Source organism: Streptomyces sp. NPDC048506, from assembly GCF_040651315.1.
Classification (GTDB): domain Bacteria; phylum Actinomycetota; class Actinomycetes; order Streptomycetales; family Streptomycetaceae; genus Streptomyces.
Window position 1 is genome coordinate 52,762 of record NZ_JBEZIX010000026.1, and the last position, 14,475, is coordinate 67,236.

Here is a 14,475-nt window from a genome sequence, read left to right on the forward strand (position 1 = left end):
TGCGTAGGTGGACACCGAACTCGGTGTCAGCAGCCGCCGCTGACGGTGGAGCCGAGCGCCTGAGCGTCACGCTCGCCCGGCACCTCCAGACCCTGAAGATCCATGATGGTCATTACGACACCTCCCTCCGGGGGTGAGCAGGAACGGTGGACAGCGATACGGCGGTACTGATGTCCCTGGTGCCGTTGCGGGGCACCTGGGGCCGGCGGGACGTGCAATGACGGTGCACGTCCCGCCGGCGTCACATCAGCAGCCGGTGCTGACGGTGGAGCCGAGAGCCTGGGCCTCACGCTCGCCCGGCACCTCCAGACCCTGAAGATCCATGATGGTCATTTACGACACCTCCTTTCCGTCCTCCGCAGTGCCCGCCGCCCCGGACGGGCGGTGGGGGTCGCGGTGCCATGGGCACCGCGGGCGCGCTCCGGGACGGCCGAGTGAACGGCCGCGGCGGATCGCGGGTCGGTGAGGAACGGCAGCAGCGGGGTGCCCCGTTCGGCGGCGGAGAGGGCCAGCAGTACGCCGGCCCCGCCGGTGGCCACGTCCATGGAGATCCGGGCCCGGCCGTCACAGGGGAAGACCGTCGCGCCGTTCAGCGTCATGGCGTGCTGGTGAAGGTTGGTCAGATGGCGGCTGTGGTACCGCTCGGCGGTCTCCGGGGAGAAGGGGGCCCACTCCCGCAAGGTCGCCAGGGTGCCGATCAGGCCGGCGCGTCCGCCCCACAGCCCCGCTTCGATGACGAAGTCGGAGGAGCAGGCCCGTAGCAGGGCCGGTAGGGCGTCGTGGATCCGCGCGTCGTCGCGGTGGCGCAGGAGCTCGGCCGCCACCAGGGCGATGCCCGCGCTGCCGTTGTCGAGGTACGGCAGCAGTCGGAAGCCCTCGTCGACCTGAAGGGTGTCCTGCGGTCCTGGGGCGCAGCGGTCGAGGTCGCGGTGGACGGCCCGGACCGCCTCGTCGAGGAGGCCGGGGTCGCCGGTGGCCTGGTGGGCGCGGAGCAGGAACAGCGCCGGTCCGGACCAGCCGTACATGAGCCCGCCGGCGTGGGTGGAACCGCGCCGGCGCTTGTGCTCGACGGGTTCGGTGCGGGCGGCGGCGAGCCGCTGGGTGACGCGGTCGGCGAGGCCGAGGGCCTGTTGGCGGAGGGCGTCGTCGTCCAGCGCGTCGGCGAAGTGCAGCAGGTTCAGGCCGACGCCGGACAGACCGCGGTAGAGGCTGGGGCAGTGGCGTACGGAGAGCCGGTCGGCGGCCCGGTCGAGGGCCCGCAGGGCTCCTTCGTCGTCGCCCAACTCCCGTAGCACGTAGGCGATTCCGTGCAGACCGTCGTAGAAGCCGATCCGTTCGGCGGGGACGGTGTCGACGGCGGCGCGCAGCCAGGCCGCGCCGGCCTCGTCGCGTTCCCCGAGGGCGGTGTGGCGGGCCCACAGGACGCCGGCAGCGCCGTGTCCGAAGCCCGCGCCGCCCTCGGCGAACTGCTGGAAGTCGCCGGGGTGGAGCCGGTCGGTGCGGTGCGGGGTGGCGCTGTCGCGCAGCCCGCGGCCGAGGGAGGCGAGCACGTCCGAGGGTGGGAAGGTGCCTTGGGGGGAGCGGAGCGGGGAGGTGGTGTTGTCGTTGGGGGCGAGCTGCGGGGCCAGCCGTGCCACCAGGTGGCCCGGGAGACCGAACCGGCGGGCCGCGGTGTCGAGCAGCGCCGACGCCTTGTCGGGGGCCAGACCGCAGAGCGCGGCGAGCGGCAGGAACAGCCACAGCGCGATGGCCGCCAGTGCGTAGTGGTCACCGTCCGCGCCGGTGGCGTCGGCCCGGTGGAAGCCGGGGGCGCCGAGGCTGCTGGGGGTGGCCCGGTCGATCGCGTCGGCCACCTCGAAGTCCAACAGGACGGGGATGTCGCCGGGTTGGATGATGAAGTTGCCGGGGTGCAGGTCACCGATCCGGATGCCGCGCCCGTGCACCGAGGCGATCAGCTGCTCGATGCGGGCGAACAGGGCCAGGGCGCGGTCCCGGTGGGCGGCCACCGCCGACTCGTCGGGTTCGGGCACGGTCAGCGGGTAGATCCCGGCGAGCCAGGACTGGAAGTCCTGCCCTTCGATGTCCTCCAGGACCAGGAACAGGTGGCCGCGGACCTCGAAGGTGCCGAAGGTGCGGGGGATGCCGGGCAGTCCGGCCAGCCGCGTCAGGATCTCGTGCTCGTGGGCGAGCCGGGCGACCGCGTCGCGGCCGACGCCGTCGGTACCCGAGTACGGCCGGCCCTCCTTGAGGACGACGCTGCGCGCTCCGGCGCCGAGCGCCGCATCGCCGACCGGTTCGGCGCGGTAGACGCCGCCGCCGTGCGAGAAGTGCAGCGCACCCGTGATCCGGTAGGGGAAGTCGTCCAGGGCCTGCCGGGCGGCCAGCGACTCCTTGAGGACGTCGGGCACGGTGACCCAGTCGGGGGTGTGGAAGACCGGGGTGCGGCGGTCCGGCTCCGGCGTGCCGTCGGGGCGCGTGAAGGCCGTGACCAGGTCGCCGTCGGCGTCCTCCACGTAGCGGGTGCGGAATCCGCCGTAGCGGACGTAGAGCGGGCCCTCGCGGAAGCGCAGGTCGGTCAGGACGTACGGGCCCGGACGGCCGCCGACGAGCGTGTCCAACCCTTCGAGGGCGGCGGCCAGTTCGGCCTCGTCCGCGGGGTAGACGGTCAGCAGCTTGCCGGCGGAGGAGCGCTGGGCGTACTTGCGGCTCAGGGCGCGCAGGACATTGGCGCTCTTGAGGTACTTGAAGGCGATGCCGTGCCGGGTGCAGTACCCGGCGACGTCGGCGAGGGTGCGCTCGGCGTCGTCGGGGGCCGCGCTGACGTGGATCTTCCAGCCCTGGTCGGGGAGCCGGTCCTCGGGCGGGCGGCAGAAGGTCCAGGCCTCGTTGTCGTCGCGGGTCCAGCCGTCGGGGAGCGGCGGGGCGGGGAAGCGGGTGGCTTCCAGGTCCCAGTTGCCGGGCCAGTCGAAGAAGGTGCGGTCGGCCAGGGCGAAACTCTCGGCGCCGTCTCTCATGCGGCACCTCGCTCGGCGGCGGCCTCGGCGGCGTCCTGGTCGGCGGGCCGGTCGGCGGCGTGCGGCCCGGTGGTCCGGGCGGGGCCGTCGGCGGGGCCGTCCGCGGCGTCGAGGTAGGCGGAGAGCGCGGTGCGGCCGGTGGTGGCCAGGTGCGCGGCGAGCACGGCGCGGGCCTGCGTCTTGTCGTCCTCGGAGATGAAGTCGTCGAGCCCGACGGCCAGTACGCGGTTGTCCTCGCTGGGTTTGAGCGACGCGTAGTGCTCGTCGCGGAGCAGCCCCCACACGATCGCGTCGTGGTACTCGCCGTCGAGGTAGCAGTGGTCCCGGAGGATGCCCTCGACCGTGAACGGGGTCTTGGTCATCAGCCGGATGATGCCCTTGTTGTAGCCGGCGGTGGTGACCTGCACGCGGTGCGCGTCGAGTTGGTGGAAGAGGTAGTCGACGAGCAGCACGACGGCCTCCGCGCCGTACCCTCGGCGCCACAGTTCCGGCGAGCCGATCGCGCCGCCCACGGTGTATCCGCCGATCCGGCCGGACCGCTGGTAGCTGACGGTGCCGATGCGTTCGCCGTCCTTGGTGCGGATCACCAGGTTGTGGACCCGTCCCGAGCGGTTGGCCTGCTCGATCTCGGCGGCGCCCAGCAGCTCCCAGTCGCCGCTGAGCACGGCCGCCGGCGAGCCGGGCCGCAGCCAGGAGGCGATCGCGGCCCAGTCGTCGTCGCCGGGCCATTCCAAGGTCACCAGTCGTCCCTGCATGGTGCGTCTCCTCCTTCAGTGGTCTCGTGGGTCGGCGGGGGTGGCGCCGGACGGCGCGTACGGGGTCATGCGCGGTAGCGCCTGAGGACCAGGACGGCGTTGTGGCCGCCGAAGCCGAACGAGTTGCTCAGCACCACGTCCCCGTCCCAGGCGCGGGCGCCCTTGACGACCAGGTCGAGGTCCTCTTCCGCGGGGTGGTCGCAGTTGCGGATCGGCGGGATGGTGCGGTCCCGCAGCGAGAGCACCGCGGCGGCGGCCTCGGCGGCTCCGGAGGCGCCGAGCATGTGACCGGTCATGCTCTTGACCGCGGTCACCGGGGTCCGGCGCAGATGGTCGGGGCCGAGCACCTCGCGCAGCGCGGCGGCCTCGATGCGGTCGTTGAGGACGGTGCCGGTGCCGTGCGCGCTGACCTGCCCGACGTCCTCGGGGGCGCAGCCCGCGTCGGCGAGGGCGCCGCGCATGGCGCGGACGGCGCCGGCGCCGGTCGGGTCGGGTGCGGTGGCGTGGTGGGCGTCGGTGGTGGTGGCGTAGCCGGCGACCTCGGCGAGGATCTCGGCGCCGCGACGCTCGGCGTGGCCGGCCTCCTCCAGGGTCAGGACGGTGGCGCCGGCGGCCATCACGAAGCCGTCGCGGTCCCGGTCGAAGGGGCGGCTGGCGCCTTCGGGGTCGTCGTTGCGGCGGGAGAGGGCCTGGGCGTTGGCGGTGCCGGCCAGGTCGACGGCGGTGAGCGAGTCGTCGGTGCCGCCGGCCAGGGCGATGTCGGCGCGGCCGTGGCGGATCAGGTCGGCCGCCTCGCCGATGGCCACCGCGCCGGTGGCGCAGGCCGCGGAGACCGCGCAACTGGGGCCGCCGATGCCGTACTTGATGGACAGCAGGCTGGCCGGGTGGTCGATGGCGGTGAGGACCGAGTGGTACGGGGAGACCCGTCGCGGGCCGCGGTCCCGGAGGACGTCGTACTGCTGCTGGATCGCGTGGGCGGCGCCGTAGCCGGAGCCGATCACCGCGGCGAAGCGGTACGGGTCGACACCGGCCGGGGACGCGAGGCCCGCGGCCCGCATCGCCTGGACGGCGGCGGCCACCGCGTACTGCGTGAAGTTGTCGGTGCGCCGGACCTCCTGCGGTGTGAGGTAGTCCGCCGGGTCGAATCCGGTGACTTCACCGCCGATACGGACCGGAAGGCCGGAGGCGTCGAAGCGGGTAATGGGGCGCACTCCGCTGCGGCCGGCGAGCAGGGCGGTCCAGAAGTCCGCAGTGGTGTTTCCCACGGGGGACACCACGCCGCAGCCGGTGACGACGACGCGCCGCCGATCCGTGCGTAACTCCATGAAACCCGCCTCCTGATTTTCTGCCCCGTTGTCACGCTCGGGGCGTCCTCATGACCAGAAACATGACAGGTGAGTCATCAGCTTGTCAACAGGTTGCCGATCAACCAGTCAGTCGAGCCGATGTCTTGCGCCCTGACATCAGGCCCCGCACCAGCGAAAACGCTCTCAGGATCATGACTTCCAGAGTCATGAAAATTGACTGTAGGGTCCCGGCGGTTGCCGTCGGCGGGGCGCTGACCGCACCCGGCGGGCCGGCGCCGGGAGCGGGGCCGGGAGCGGGGCCGGCGCCCGGCCGACCCCCAGGTAGGGCCCGGAGTACATAGAAAGTGACAGGCGCCGGGGCGGAAAGTGCCTACCTGTGGATGATCCGAAGGCACCCGTTCACCGGGACGCTGGTGGATACAACCAGCCCCCGCGACAGCCCGCGGGGCACCGCCACGAGGGACGAGGGAACTCATGAAGGGTATTGCGGTAGGAATTGTTCTGGCGATCGTCGGCCTGATCCTGTGGCTGACCACAAAGGAAGTGGAGACGCCGATCGTCTCGCTTCACAAGGCCGGGCTCATCCTGGCGATCGTCGGTGGCGCGGAGGCACTGTTCGCGCTGTTGGGCCTCGGAAAGAAGTCGAATAAATAAGCCCGCATTGCCGGCAATAGCGGCATTTGCGGCGCTCGGCGCTTTTGTCGTCGGCGCGTCAGTCGCGCTTTTCGATCAGGTCCGCCAGCCGTTCCCGGGCCCGCTCGGCGTGCCGGTACGCCTGGGCCCGCCGGAACAGATCGGCGGAATACCTGAAGTGCCCGGCCGCCCTTTCCCGGTCCCCGACCCGCGCACACGCCGCCGCGATCTCCCCGAGCGCGGCGGCCTTCTCATGACTGCGGCCGGCGTCCGGCAGCGCGGCCACCTCCGCACCCAGCGCGGCCAACCGGTCCAGGTCTCCGACCGCCTCGGCGCACACCGCGTCCGCGGTCGTCAGCCAGAGCGGGAAGTCCGGCTCCTGCCCCACCGAGGCCACCACCAGGCCGCGCTCGACGATGCTGCGCGCCGCGGCGGTCTCCCCGCGCTCCAGCAACACCAGGGCGTACCGACCGTGGATCTTCTCCCAGAGCGGGAAGCCGGCCGCGGGGGTGACCCGGCGCGCACAGGTGCCCAGCAGCGCCGCGGCGCGCTCGATCTCCCCCCGGTCGCGCAGGTCGAGCGCCCGGTGCAGGTCGATGGTGGCGCGCGGCCCGGGGAACACCCCGTCCGCCGAGGGCCGCCCGTGGTCCACGGCGGGCGCCCACTCCGGGCAGCCGCTCCAGTAGGCGCAGCGGGTGAGCACGTCGAGGACGAGCAGCGAGTGGAACCCGGTGGCGGAGCGCCGGTCGGCGCACTCCAGGGAGCCGGTGAGCGCATAGCGCAGCCCGTCCTGGACCCGGCCGGCCGACTCCAGCAGATCGGCGAGCGCGATCAGGGCGCGCAGCCGGGCCTCGGCGTACGGGGCGGGGGCGAGCCCGTCCAGCATCCGCAGCAGCACCCCGGCGCCCTCGTCGGCGCGTCCGAGGGTGCCCAGTATTTCGGCAATGGCGAGCTGCGCCTCGGTAAATACGTCGTCCTGTCGGCCGGCCGGATCAATCTCGGCCAGTGCGCGGAATTCCGACAGCGCGCCCTCGGCGTCGCCGCCCTCCCATTGCCGGCGGGCCGCCACCAATCGTCCGACCAGATCGAGCCGGCGGACCCGGCCGGCGGTTTCGACCGGTTCGGCACCTCCGGCTATTTCCTCCACCCCGACCCCGAGTCGTTCCGCCAGGATCTTGAGCGCCCGACCGCTGGGAATGCGCTTCCCGCGTTCGACGAGCGAGATGTAGCTGGACGACATTTCGGACCCGGCAAGGTCGTGCTGTGTCATTCCCGCGCTGACCCGAAGCTCTTTGATTCGCCGCCCGGTGTCCGCCAGCTCAGGCATTCGACAAGCCCTCCGGATTTTGAACGGTGGATGACTCCGGCCGGCTGCATCAAATCGGCGAGTCACAATGAGTGCTGGCACTTTACCAAGTAGTCAAGAAGAAGTCGACCGATATTGGGCTTTCTTCACCGGTCTTCACCAGGACCAGCCGAGATCATTTCGACGAACACCCCGGGCGGGAAAACCGGCCGCCGAGTACGCCGAACTGTGTGCACCCTGCATCCAGGTCAGCCTTTCGATGTACTACCCCACGGCGATGCCCGCGCCCCCCGGTACGTGGTCGGATGAGGCACCAACGCCCCACCCCACCGCCGAAACCGCGGAGGCACCACCCATGACCCAGCCGCAACGCCCCGATCTGCACAAGGATCCGGCCCCGACCACCGCACCCTCCTCATCGTCACGTGCGGTCCTGGCATCGGACGCCGAACGCGAGCAGATGGTCGAACGGCTCCGGGAAGCCACCGCGGAAGGCCGGTTAACCCTGGAGGAGCTGGCCGAGCGCTCCGAAGCGGCCTACCTCGCCCGCACCCGCGAGGAGTTGAACTCCGTCGGCGAGGACCTGCCGCACGTCACCCCGCCCGACCCGGCCGGCGCCGCCAACGGGCAGCGCGTCTTCCGCGCCACGTTCGGCGACCTCATCCACCACAGCCCCGCGCTGGAGCACGGCATCGAGGCCACCGCGGTCCTCGGCGACCTCACCCTCGACCTGTGCTCCTCCCCCGCCCCGCCCACCGGCGAGCTGACCATCGTGGCCCGTGCCATCGTCGGCGACGTGCACCTGCTGCTCCCCGAGGGCGTCCGGGTCGAGATGAACTGCAGCAAGGTCCTCGGCGATCTGCGCAATCTGACCCGGGAGCACTCCGGCCCCGAAGCCGTCACCCCGCTCGTCCGGATCACCGGCTCCGCCGTCTTCGGCGACATCATCGTCGCCCACCCCAGCAGCGACCGCCGCACGTACTGGCAGCGCTGGCTCGACGACCGCCGCACCCGGGCCTGACGGGGGGAGCAGCCGAGATGTCGTCCCAGGTGCTGACGCCCGAGCCGACCGTCCCGCTCGTCGACGAGGGGCGGATCGGCCTGCGCGCCACGGCCCGCCACACCGGCGCGCTGGTCCGCCGCAACGTGCTACAGATCCGCCAGAACCCCGGGTCGATGACCGACGCACTGCTGATGCCGATCGTGCTGACGGTCCTCTTCGTCTTCGGCCTGGGCGGAGCGATCGGCGCCCACGGCTCCCGTGACGAGTACACCGCGTTCCTCGTGCCCGGCCTGATGGTGATCCTCGGCATGACCATCGCCATGGCCGTCGGCACCGGCATCAACGACGACTTCCGCACCGGCCTGATGGACCGCTTCCGCACGATGCCCATCGCGCGCTCCTCGGTGCTGCTGGCCAAGATCGTGGTCGAGACCGGCCGGATGCTGGTCGCCATCACCGTCCTGCTGCTCTTCGCCGCGGTGCTCGGCTTCGACTTCTCCGGCCGCTGGCCGGGCATCATCGGCGCGATCGCCCTGACCACCGTCTTCGGCACCTCGCTCATCTGGATCTTCATGCTGCTGGGCCTGACCCTGCGCACCGCCCAGTCCATCCAGGCCCTCTCGGTCCTCGTCCTGACGCCCCTGGAGTTCGGCTCGTCCATCTTCGTCGCACCGGCCACCATGCCGGATTGGCTGCACGCCTTCACCCGGCTCAACCCCCTGACCCACATGGCCGACGCGGCCCGCGGACTCGCCCTCGGCGAGGGCCCGGTGGCCGGCCCGGTGACCTGGACCCTGCTGTGGTCACTGGGCCTCACGGCGGTCACCGCACCGCTGGCCGTCGCCAAGTTCCGCACCAAGACCAAGACCTGACACCGATCCGTACGGAGCGGAGCGCATCCCCCGTCACGCCGCCGGCCGTCACGCCGCAGGCGTGGCTCCCTCCGCACGAAGAAGCCGTGCCCTGGTCTCGACTGGCTCCCCCGTGCCGGTCGGGCCAGGGCATGGCCATGGCCTTGGCGGCCGGCGTTTGCCCCACGTGGTTGTCTTTCCCGCCGTGGTGGTTGTTCGCCGTTGCGCCTGCGGCGGGCGTGGGTTGTTGAGTGCGGTGACGGGCCTGCGGGGCAGGGGTGTGGGACTGCTTCGCTTTACGTCCCACACCCCTGCCCCTCCGGCCCGTCCCCTCCCGTGAGTGGGTGGTGAGAGGCCGGTGGGGGCGGGCGCCGTCAGTTCACTGCGGGCAGGGGACCACCCGTGCGCGCCCCCACCGGCCTTTTTCTCTCCCACCCACGGGAGGGTGGGGGCCGGAGGGGCGGGGTTTCCGGACGTAAAGCGAAGCAGTCCGGACACCCAGCCCCGCAGGCCCACACCCGCAGCCGAACAGCCCCGCGCAGCGGCACCGCCCGCCGCAGGCGCAACGGCGAGAAAGCCAACAACGTGGGGCGAGCGCCGGCCGCCAGGCCACGGCGGGAAAGCCAAAAACGTGGGAGGTCAGCCAAGCGCAGCGGAGGGCTCCCGCACGGGGAAGTCCCCCGCCGACTCCGCCATCCCCGGTGGGGTGTCCTCCAGGGCGACTGCGACCTCGACGATGGCCGTCGTGCCTGCCGAGACCCGGCGCCATGCTGCGGTCAGCGCGGCGGGCAGCTCGGCGGGGGAGGTCACCCGGACGTGGTCGAAGCCGTGCGCGTCGGCGAGGCCCTCGTTGCCGGAGCGGCGTGCGGCCGTGAAGGCGAAGCGCGACGCGGGGCCGCTGACGCGGTCGAGGTTGGACTGGAGCCAGCCGTAACCGCCGTTGTCGAGGACGACGTAGAGGACGGCGACGCCGGCGTCGGCGAGGGTGGGGAGCTCGCTGCGGAAGAGGTTGAAGGCGCCGTCGCCGACCACCGCCACCACCGGCCGCCCGGCCGGCTCGGCGAGCCGTACGCCGACCGCGGCCGCCGCGCCGAAGCCCAGCGGCGTCTGCTCGCTGGGTACGACGGAGCCGCCGCCCACGGCGAGCGCGTAGTGGGGGAAGTAGTACGACCACATGTCCTGTAGGCCGTTCTCCTGGACCAGGACCCGGTCCGCGGGGACGGCCCGGTCGAGGGCGGCCAGGACGTCGGCGACGGGGACGGCCCCGTCCGGAACCCGCTTGGCCGCCTCCTCGGCACGGTCCGCGGCACGCCGGGCGAGCGCGGCCCGGACCGTACGGATCCGCTCCGGCCAGGCGCCGCGCGGCCGGTGGTCGGCCAGCAGCTCGGTCCAGCCGTCGACGATCCGGCCGGCGTCGCCGAGGACGTGGGCGCCGGGGCGCTCCATGGCGAGACCCGCTTCGTCCACCACGGCCTGGATGACCGGGAGTTGGGACGCGTCCTCGGGCCAGCCGAAGGTGGCGGTCTCCTCCAGGCGGCTGCCCAGCGCGATGACGAGGTCGGTCTCCTGCCACAGGGCATCCGCCGGGGCGACGGTGTAGAGGCCGCTGACGCCGCAGTAGAGGGGATGGTCCTCGGCGACCGTGCCGCGGCCGGAGGCGGTGGTGAACAGGCCGGCGCCGAGGCGCTCGGCGAGCTGCTCGATGCGGCGGCCGGCGTTGCGGTGCCGGGCCCCGCCGCCGACCAGCAGCAGCGGCCGCTCGGCGGCGGCGAGGCGCTCCGCGGTGGCGGCGAGGGCGTCCGGGTCGGGGCCCGGCCGCTGCGGGGTGGCGGGGCGCCAGGGCCCGTTGCGGGTGACCGGCTCGGCCGCGATCTGCTCGGCGAGTTCGACGTAGACCGGGCCGGGCGTGCCGTTGACGGCGAGGGCGGTGGCCTTGTCGAGCGCGGCCGGCAGCCGGTCGGCGTGGTCCACGCGGACCGCCCATTTCGCGTACGGGCGGACCGCGGTGAGCTGGTCCAGCTCCTGGAAGGCGCCGGTGCCGAGCCGGTCGAGCCGGGTGCCGTCGGCGATCAGGAGGAGCGGCGCGGCGGCCGAGCGCGCCTCCAGGACGCCGGTGAGCGCATTGGTCAACGCGGGGCCCTTGCCGATGACGCAGACGCCGGGGCGGCCGGTGGTGAGCGCGTAGCCGGTCGCCATGAAGACGGCGTTGCGCTGGTCGCGGCAGAGCACCACGCGGATGTCGGCGGCGCGTTCCAGCTCGCCGAGGAGCGCCATGTCGTCGCCGGGCAGCGCGAAGACCGCCCGTGTGCCGAGGTGCCGGAGGTGGTCGGCGAGGGCGGCCCAGGCGGTCGGGTGGGTCGTGGTGGTCATCGGGCGGCTCCCGGCCGGTAGGCGGCGACGGCCTTGGAGATCAGTACGGGCTCGGCGCGCACGTCCTGGCCGTCGGAGATGTAGTTGGCCATCCGGCCGTAGCCGCCGAACGGGGCGTTGCCGTCGTCGATGGAGAGCAGGGTGGTGTCGAGGGTGACGGTGGTGCGCCGGCGGAGCGCCTCGACCAGGGCGGGGGCGTGTCCGTAGACGCTGGAGCCCAGGGCGCGTTCGGTGAACATACCGGTGGTGAGGGTCGCGGCGAGGGTGTCCTCGTCGCGGTATCCGGCGACGTTGAAGATCGGGGCGAAGAACTCCGGTACCTGGCTGCGCGGGGTGACCTCCTCGCCGACGACGACGGTGGGGTCGAGCCGGCGGGCGCGGAAGTCGACGTGTCCGCCGTGCACGATGCCGGCGCGGTTGCGGGCGAGGAACTGTGCGCCGTCCTCCAGCGCGCTCTCGTAGAAGATCGGCCCGAAGTCGGCGTCCGGGTCGGAGTACGGGCCGTAGCGCAGCCCCTTCAGCTCGCTGACCAGGGCGTCGACGAACGGGTCGAGGAGCGAGTCGTGGACGCTGAACAGGTCGGGGCCCAGGCAGTCCTGGCCGGTGTTGAGGACCCGGATCGCGATGGCGTCGCGGGCCGCCCGCTCGACGTCGGCGCCGGGCGCGACCACGAACGGGTTGACGCCGGAGCCGAGGAAGAGGAAGAGCTGGCCGGGGGAGAGCTGGGCGCGGATCTGCTCGGCGTTGGCGTAGGCGCCGGTGAAGACCACGACGTCGGCGGGGAGCACGTCGTCGTGCAGGAACTCCCGCTGGCTGGCTGTGGTGAGGGTGATGGGCAGGCCGTGCTGCTCGGCGAGCAGGGTGTGCAGCCGGCGCATCTGGTCCTTGACGCGGCTGGAGGGGCGGAAGACCAGGCGGTCGGTGTAGAGGGCGGGCACCAGGAGGTAGAGGGCGTAGGAGTAGAGGATGACGTTCGACGGCATGAAGGCGGCCAGCCGGGGGACCCGGCCGGGCCGGTGGGTGGCCACCTCGTCCAGAGCCCCGTCGAGGGTGGCGACGGTCGACTCGATCTCGTAGCGCGCGGCGCGGTGGGTGGAGATCTCGCACAGCAGCTCGTGCACGGTGCCGGCATCGTTCACCAGGAAGTCCCGGACCCGTTGCACGGCCGCCGCACGTCGGCTGTCGATGGTGTCCTCCGGCTCGGCGGCCACGGTCGGCCATGCGGGAGCGGAGCTCATGTGTCCCTCCTCGGGGCGTAGTCCATGGAGGGTCAGCGTCAGCCAATTGTCATTTATTGTCAAGTAAAGTCATTGCACTCGACTCACCCATATGACAAACGGCCGCGTCGCCGATCTCTCCACGACCCTGTCGAGCGACCGCTCTCCCCTGCGCAAAGCCGCCGAGCTGGCCTCTCAGCTGTCGCGATGCCCACGGACGAGCAAGGGGAATACCCTCCTCCGTACGTGACAAAAAATGACTCCCCGAAGGGAGGAAGGTCGTCCACACGCACCCCTGCGCGGCCCGCCGGTGAGTAGACTCCCCGTCACCACGTTCCATCCGTAGGGCGCCGTCCCTCCGCCGCCACCGTCCGTCCGCCCAACTCAACTGCGAGCGTTTTTCTTGGTGATTGAGCAGCCTGCTTTCGGGAAGCGAGTGCGGGAGGTCCGGCGCGCTCAGGGTCTGTCCCAGGGGGACCTCGCCGGGGACGATCTCTCCCCCAGCTACGTCTCGCTGGTCGAGAACGGCCGCAGAGTCCCCGGCGCCAAGATCGCCCGGTCGATCGCGGAACGGCTCGGCACGACGGTCGAGGCGCTCAGCGCCACCGAGGAGCCGGGCGACCGGCTGGCCCAGCGGCTCGGTCTGGTCGGCGAGTTGGTGGCTGCCCGGGCCAGCCAGCTGGCCGGTGACTGGCCCGCGGCCCGGCGGCAGCTGGAGTCCGTGGTGGAGCAGGCCGCTGGCACCGATCACGACGAGGTGCGCTGGGAGGCCCGCTGGGAGCTGGCCACCGTCCTGGGCCGGCTCGACGAACCCGCCCGCCACGAAGCCGCGCTGCGCCAACTGCTCGACGACCCGCTCACCCGCACCGCCCCCGTACTGCACGCCCGGGTCGCGATCGAGCTCGCCCAGCTGCTGCGCGCCGCGGGCCGGCTGGCGGAGGGCGTGCGCTTCGCCGAGGAGGCGGTCCGGGTCACCGGCGAGCTGGAGCCCGGCCGCCCGGAGCGGGCGCAGGCCCAGGTGGCGCTGCTGTCCGCGTCCGTCGACAGTGGGGAGTGGAGCCGCGCCGAGCAGCTCGGGGCGGAACTGGACGCGGAGATCGCCCCCCTGCCGGCGGGTGAACTGCGGGCGAGCGCCCTGTGGGCGGTGGCCGGCGCCGCGTATCTGGGCGGACACCCCGACCGGGCGCTGGAGCTGATGGCCGAGGCGGAGCAGCTGCTCGCCACGACCGACGGGGTACGGCTCCGGCTGCGGCTGGCCCGGGCCCGGACGCTGCTGACGCTCGCGGCGGGTCCGGACGACGAGGCGGACGCCCTGCTGGGGCGTGCCCGGCAGGCCGTCGCGCTGGTCGACACGCCGCCCTCCCGGACCTGGCTGGCCGTGCTGGAGACCGCCGGCGCGCTCCGCCACCACCAGGCCATCGCGGCCGGCGAACACGCCGCCGCGATCGACCTCGACGCCGGGGAGCTCGCACCGCTCGACCGCGCCCGCTGTCTGCTCCACAAGGCCCGTGCCCACCGCGCGGAGGGTTCCGCGGAGGCCGCGGAGGCCGACTTCAAGCTGGCGGCCGAAGGGTACGAGGGGGCCGGCGCGTTCCGGCTGGCGCTGGAGAGCTGGCGCGAGCTGAGCGCCGGCGGCCGCACAGGCGAGGGCCCGGACCCGCACGCGGTACTGATGCCGTAGGCCGTTCCTGACTGCCGTAGACCGCTCCTGACTGCCGTAGACCGCTCCTGATGCCGTAGGCCGTTCCTCTCCCGCGCTGACGAGTCGCACGGGGGGGCACGCCCTCGCCCTGACGAGTCGGACGGTGGCGTGCCCTTGCCTTGCCTTGCCTTGCCTTGCCGCAGGAATACCGTCCGTCCCGGTCCCGTTGTGGCCCGCAAGGGGTGCACCTAACCCCTACGGAATGTGTTCCCCCACCCCCTAGGTGCAAGGACCGAGCGGGCCTCGGCGCGGCCTCGGCGTTCGGCTGCGGACCACGCGCCTCGGCCACGCGCCTCGGCCACGCGCCTCGGTTACGG

At 72.7% G+C, this 14,475-nt stretch carries 11 protein-coding genes; 4 read left to right on the forward strand and 7 right to left on the reverse strand.

From position 1 onward, the window contains the following. Positions 1-246: 246 nt before the first annotated feature. The 4 genes from AB0C96_RS21895 to fabF form a co-directional block, all read right to left on the reverse strand. Positions 247-333 (reverse strand): class III lanthipeptide, encoded by an 87-nt coding sequence (locus AB0C96_RS21895; protein WP_199812551.1) that lies wholly within the window; start codon positions 331-333, stop codon positions 247-249. Next, positions 330-3,014, reverse strand: coding sequence for a class III lanthionine synthetase LanKC (gene lanKC, locus AB0C96_RS21900; protein WP_362919353.1), 2,685 nt, complete (start codon positions 3,012-3,014; stop codon positions 330-332). Before lanKC ends, AB0C96_RS21895 begins: the two co-directional genes overlap by 4 nt. Next, a complete protein-coding gene (locus AB0C96_RS21905) occupies positions 3,011-3,769 on the reverse strand; it encodes a GNAT family protein (RefSeq protein WP_362919354.1) in 759 nt (252 codons plus the stop codon). The genes lanKC and AB0C96_RS21905 overlap by 4 nt, the downstream gene beginning before the upstream one ends. A gap of 65 nt (positions 3,770-3,834) precedes the next feature. Further along, on the reverse strand, positions 3,835-5,094 hold the full coding sequence (gene fabF, locus AB0C96_RS21910) for a beta-ketoacyl-ACP synthase II (protein WP_362919355.1): 1,260 nt from the start codon (positions 5,092-5,094) through the stop codon (positions 3,835-3,837). Between the two features lie 456 nt (positions 5,095-5,550). On the opposite strand from fabF, the gene AB0C96_RS21915 reads away from it, so the two are divergent. Then, entirely contained in the window at positions 5,551-5,730 is a 180-nt protein-coding gene (locus tag AB0C96_RS21915; protein ID WP_362919356.1) for a DUF5708 family protein, read from the forward strand. A gap of 58 nt (positions 5,731-5,788) precedes the next feature. On the opposite strand, the gene AB0C96_RS21920 is transcribed toward AB0C96_RS21915, so the two are convergent. Next, positions 5,789-7,036: a helix-turn-helix transcriptional regulator gene (locus AB0C96_RS21920; RefSeq protein WP_362919357.1), complete on the reverse strand. Its 1,248-nt coding sequence runs from the start codon at positions 7,034-7,036 to the stop codon at positions 5,789-5,791. Positions 7,037-7,370: 334 nt separating this feature from the next. Here AB0C96_RS21920 and AB0C96_RS21925 point away from each other — a divergent pair, with 334 nt between their 5' ends. Together AB0C96_RS21925 and AB0C96_RS21930 are read left to right on the forward strand one after the other, a co-directional pair. After that, positions 7,371-8,036: a DUF1707 domain-containing protein gene (locus tag AB0C96_RS21925; protein ID WP_362919358.1), complete on the forward strand. Its 666-nt coding sequence runs from the start codon at positions 7,371-7,373 to the stop codon at positions 8,034-8,036. 17 nt (positions 8,037-8,053) lie between these two features. Beyond that, complete coding sequence (locus AB0C96_RS21930; protein ID WP_362919359.1) at positions 8,054-8,890, forward strand: ABC transporter permease; 837 nt, start codon at positions 8,054-8,056, stop codon at positions 8,888-8,890. 618 nt (positions 8,891-9,508) lie between these two features. Here the strand turns inward: AB0C96_RS21930 and AB0C96_RS21935 are convergent. Continuing rightward, positions 9,509-11,239, reverse strand: coding sequence for a thiamine pyrophosphate-binding protein (locus AB0C96_RS21935; protein ID WP_362919360.1), 1,731 nt, complete (start codon positions 11,237-11,239; stop codon positions 9,509-9,511). Beyond that, positions 11,236-12,477, reverse strand: a complete 1,242-nt coding sequence (locus tag AB0C96_RS21940; RefSeq protein WP_362919361.1) for an aldehyde dehydrogenase family protein — start codon at positions 12,475-12,477, stop codon at positions 11,236-11,238. Before AB0C96_RS21940 ends, AB0C96_RS21935 begins: the two co-directional genes overlap by 4 nt. Positions 12,478-12,862: 385 nt before the next feature. Here AB0C96_RS21940 and AB0C96_RS21945 point away from each other — a divergent pair, with 385 nt between their 5' ends. Continuing rightward, entirely contained in the window at positions 12,863-14,137 is a 1,275-nt protein-coding gene (locus tag AB0C96_RS21945; protein ID WP_362919362.1) for a helix-turn-helix domain-containing protein, read from the forward strand. Positions 14,138-14,475: the final 338 nt, after the last annotated feature.

Coding starts and splice junctions, on each gene's coding strand:
- AB0C96_RS21895 (WP_199812551.1), bottom strand. CDS start 333: ATGACCATCATGGATCTTCAGGGTCTGGAGGTGCCGGGCGAGCGTGAG.
- lanKC (WP_362919353.1), bottom strand. CDS start 3,014: ATGAGAGACGGCGCCGAGAGTTTCGCCCTGGCCGACCGCACCTTCTTC.
- AB0C96_RS21905 (WP_362919354.1), bottom strand. CDS start 3,769: ATGCAGGGACGACTGGTGACCTTGGAATGGCCCGGCGACGACGACTGG.
- fabF (WP_362919355.1), bottom strand. CDS start 5,094: ATGGAGTTACGCACGGATCGGCGGCGCGTCGTCGTCACCGGCTGCGGC.
- AB0C96_RS21915 (WP_362919356.1), top strand. CDS start 5,551: ATGAAGGGTATTGCGGTAGGAATTGTTCTGGCGATCGTCGGCCTGATC.
- AB0C96_RS21920 (WP_362919357.1), bottom strand. CDS start 7,036: ATGCCTGAGCTGGCGGACACCGGGCGGCGAATCAAAGAGCTTCGGGTC.
- AB0C96_RS21925 (WP_362919358.1), top strand. CDS start 7,371: ATGACCCAGCCGCAACGCCCCGATCTGCACAAGGATCCGGCCCCGACC.
- AB0C96_RS21930 (WP_362919359.1), top strand. CDS start 8,054: ATGTCGTCCCAGGTGCTGACGCCCGAGCCGACCGTCCCGCTCGTCGAC.
- AB0C96_RS21935 (WP_362919360.1), bottom strand. CDS start 11,239: ATGACCACCACGACCCACCCGACCGCCTGGGCCGCCCTCGCCGACCAC.
- AB0C96_RS21940 (WP_362919361.1), bottom strand. CDS start 12,477: ATGAGCTCCGCTCCCGCATGGCCGACCGTGGCCGCCGAGCCGGAGGAC.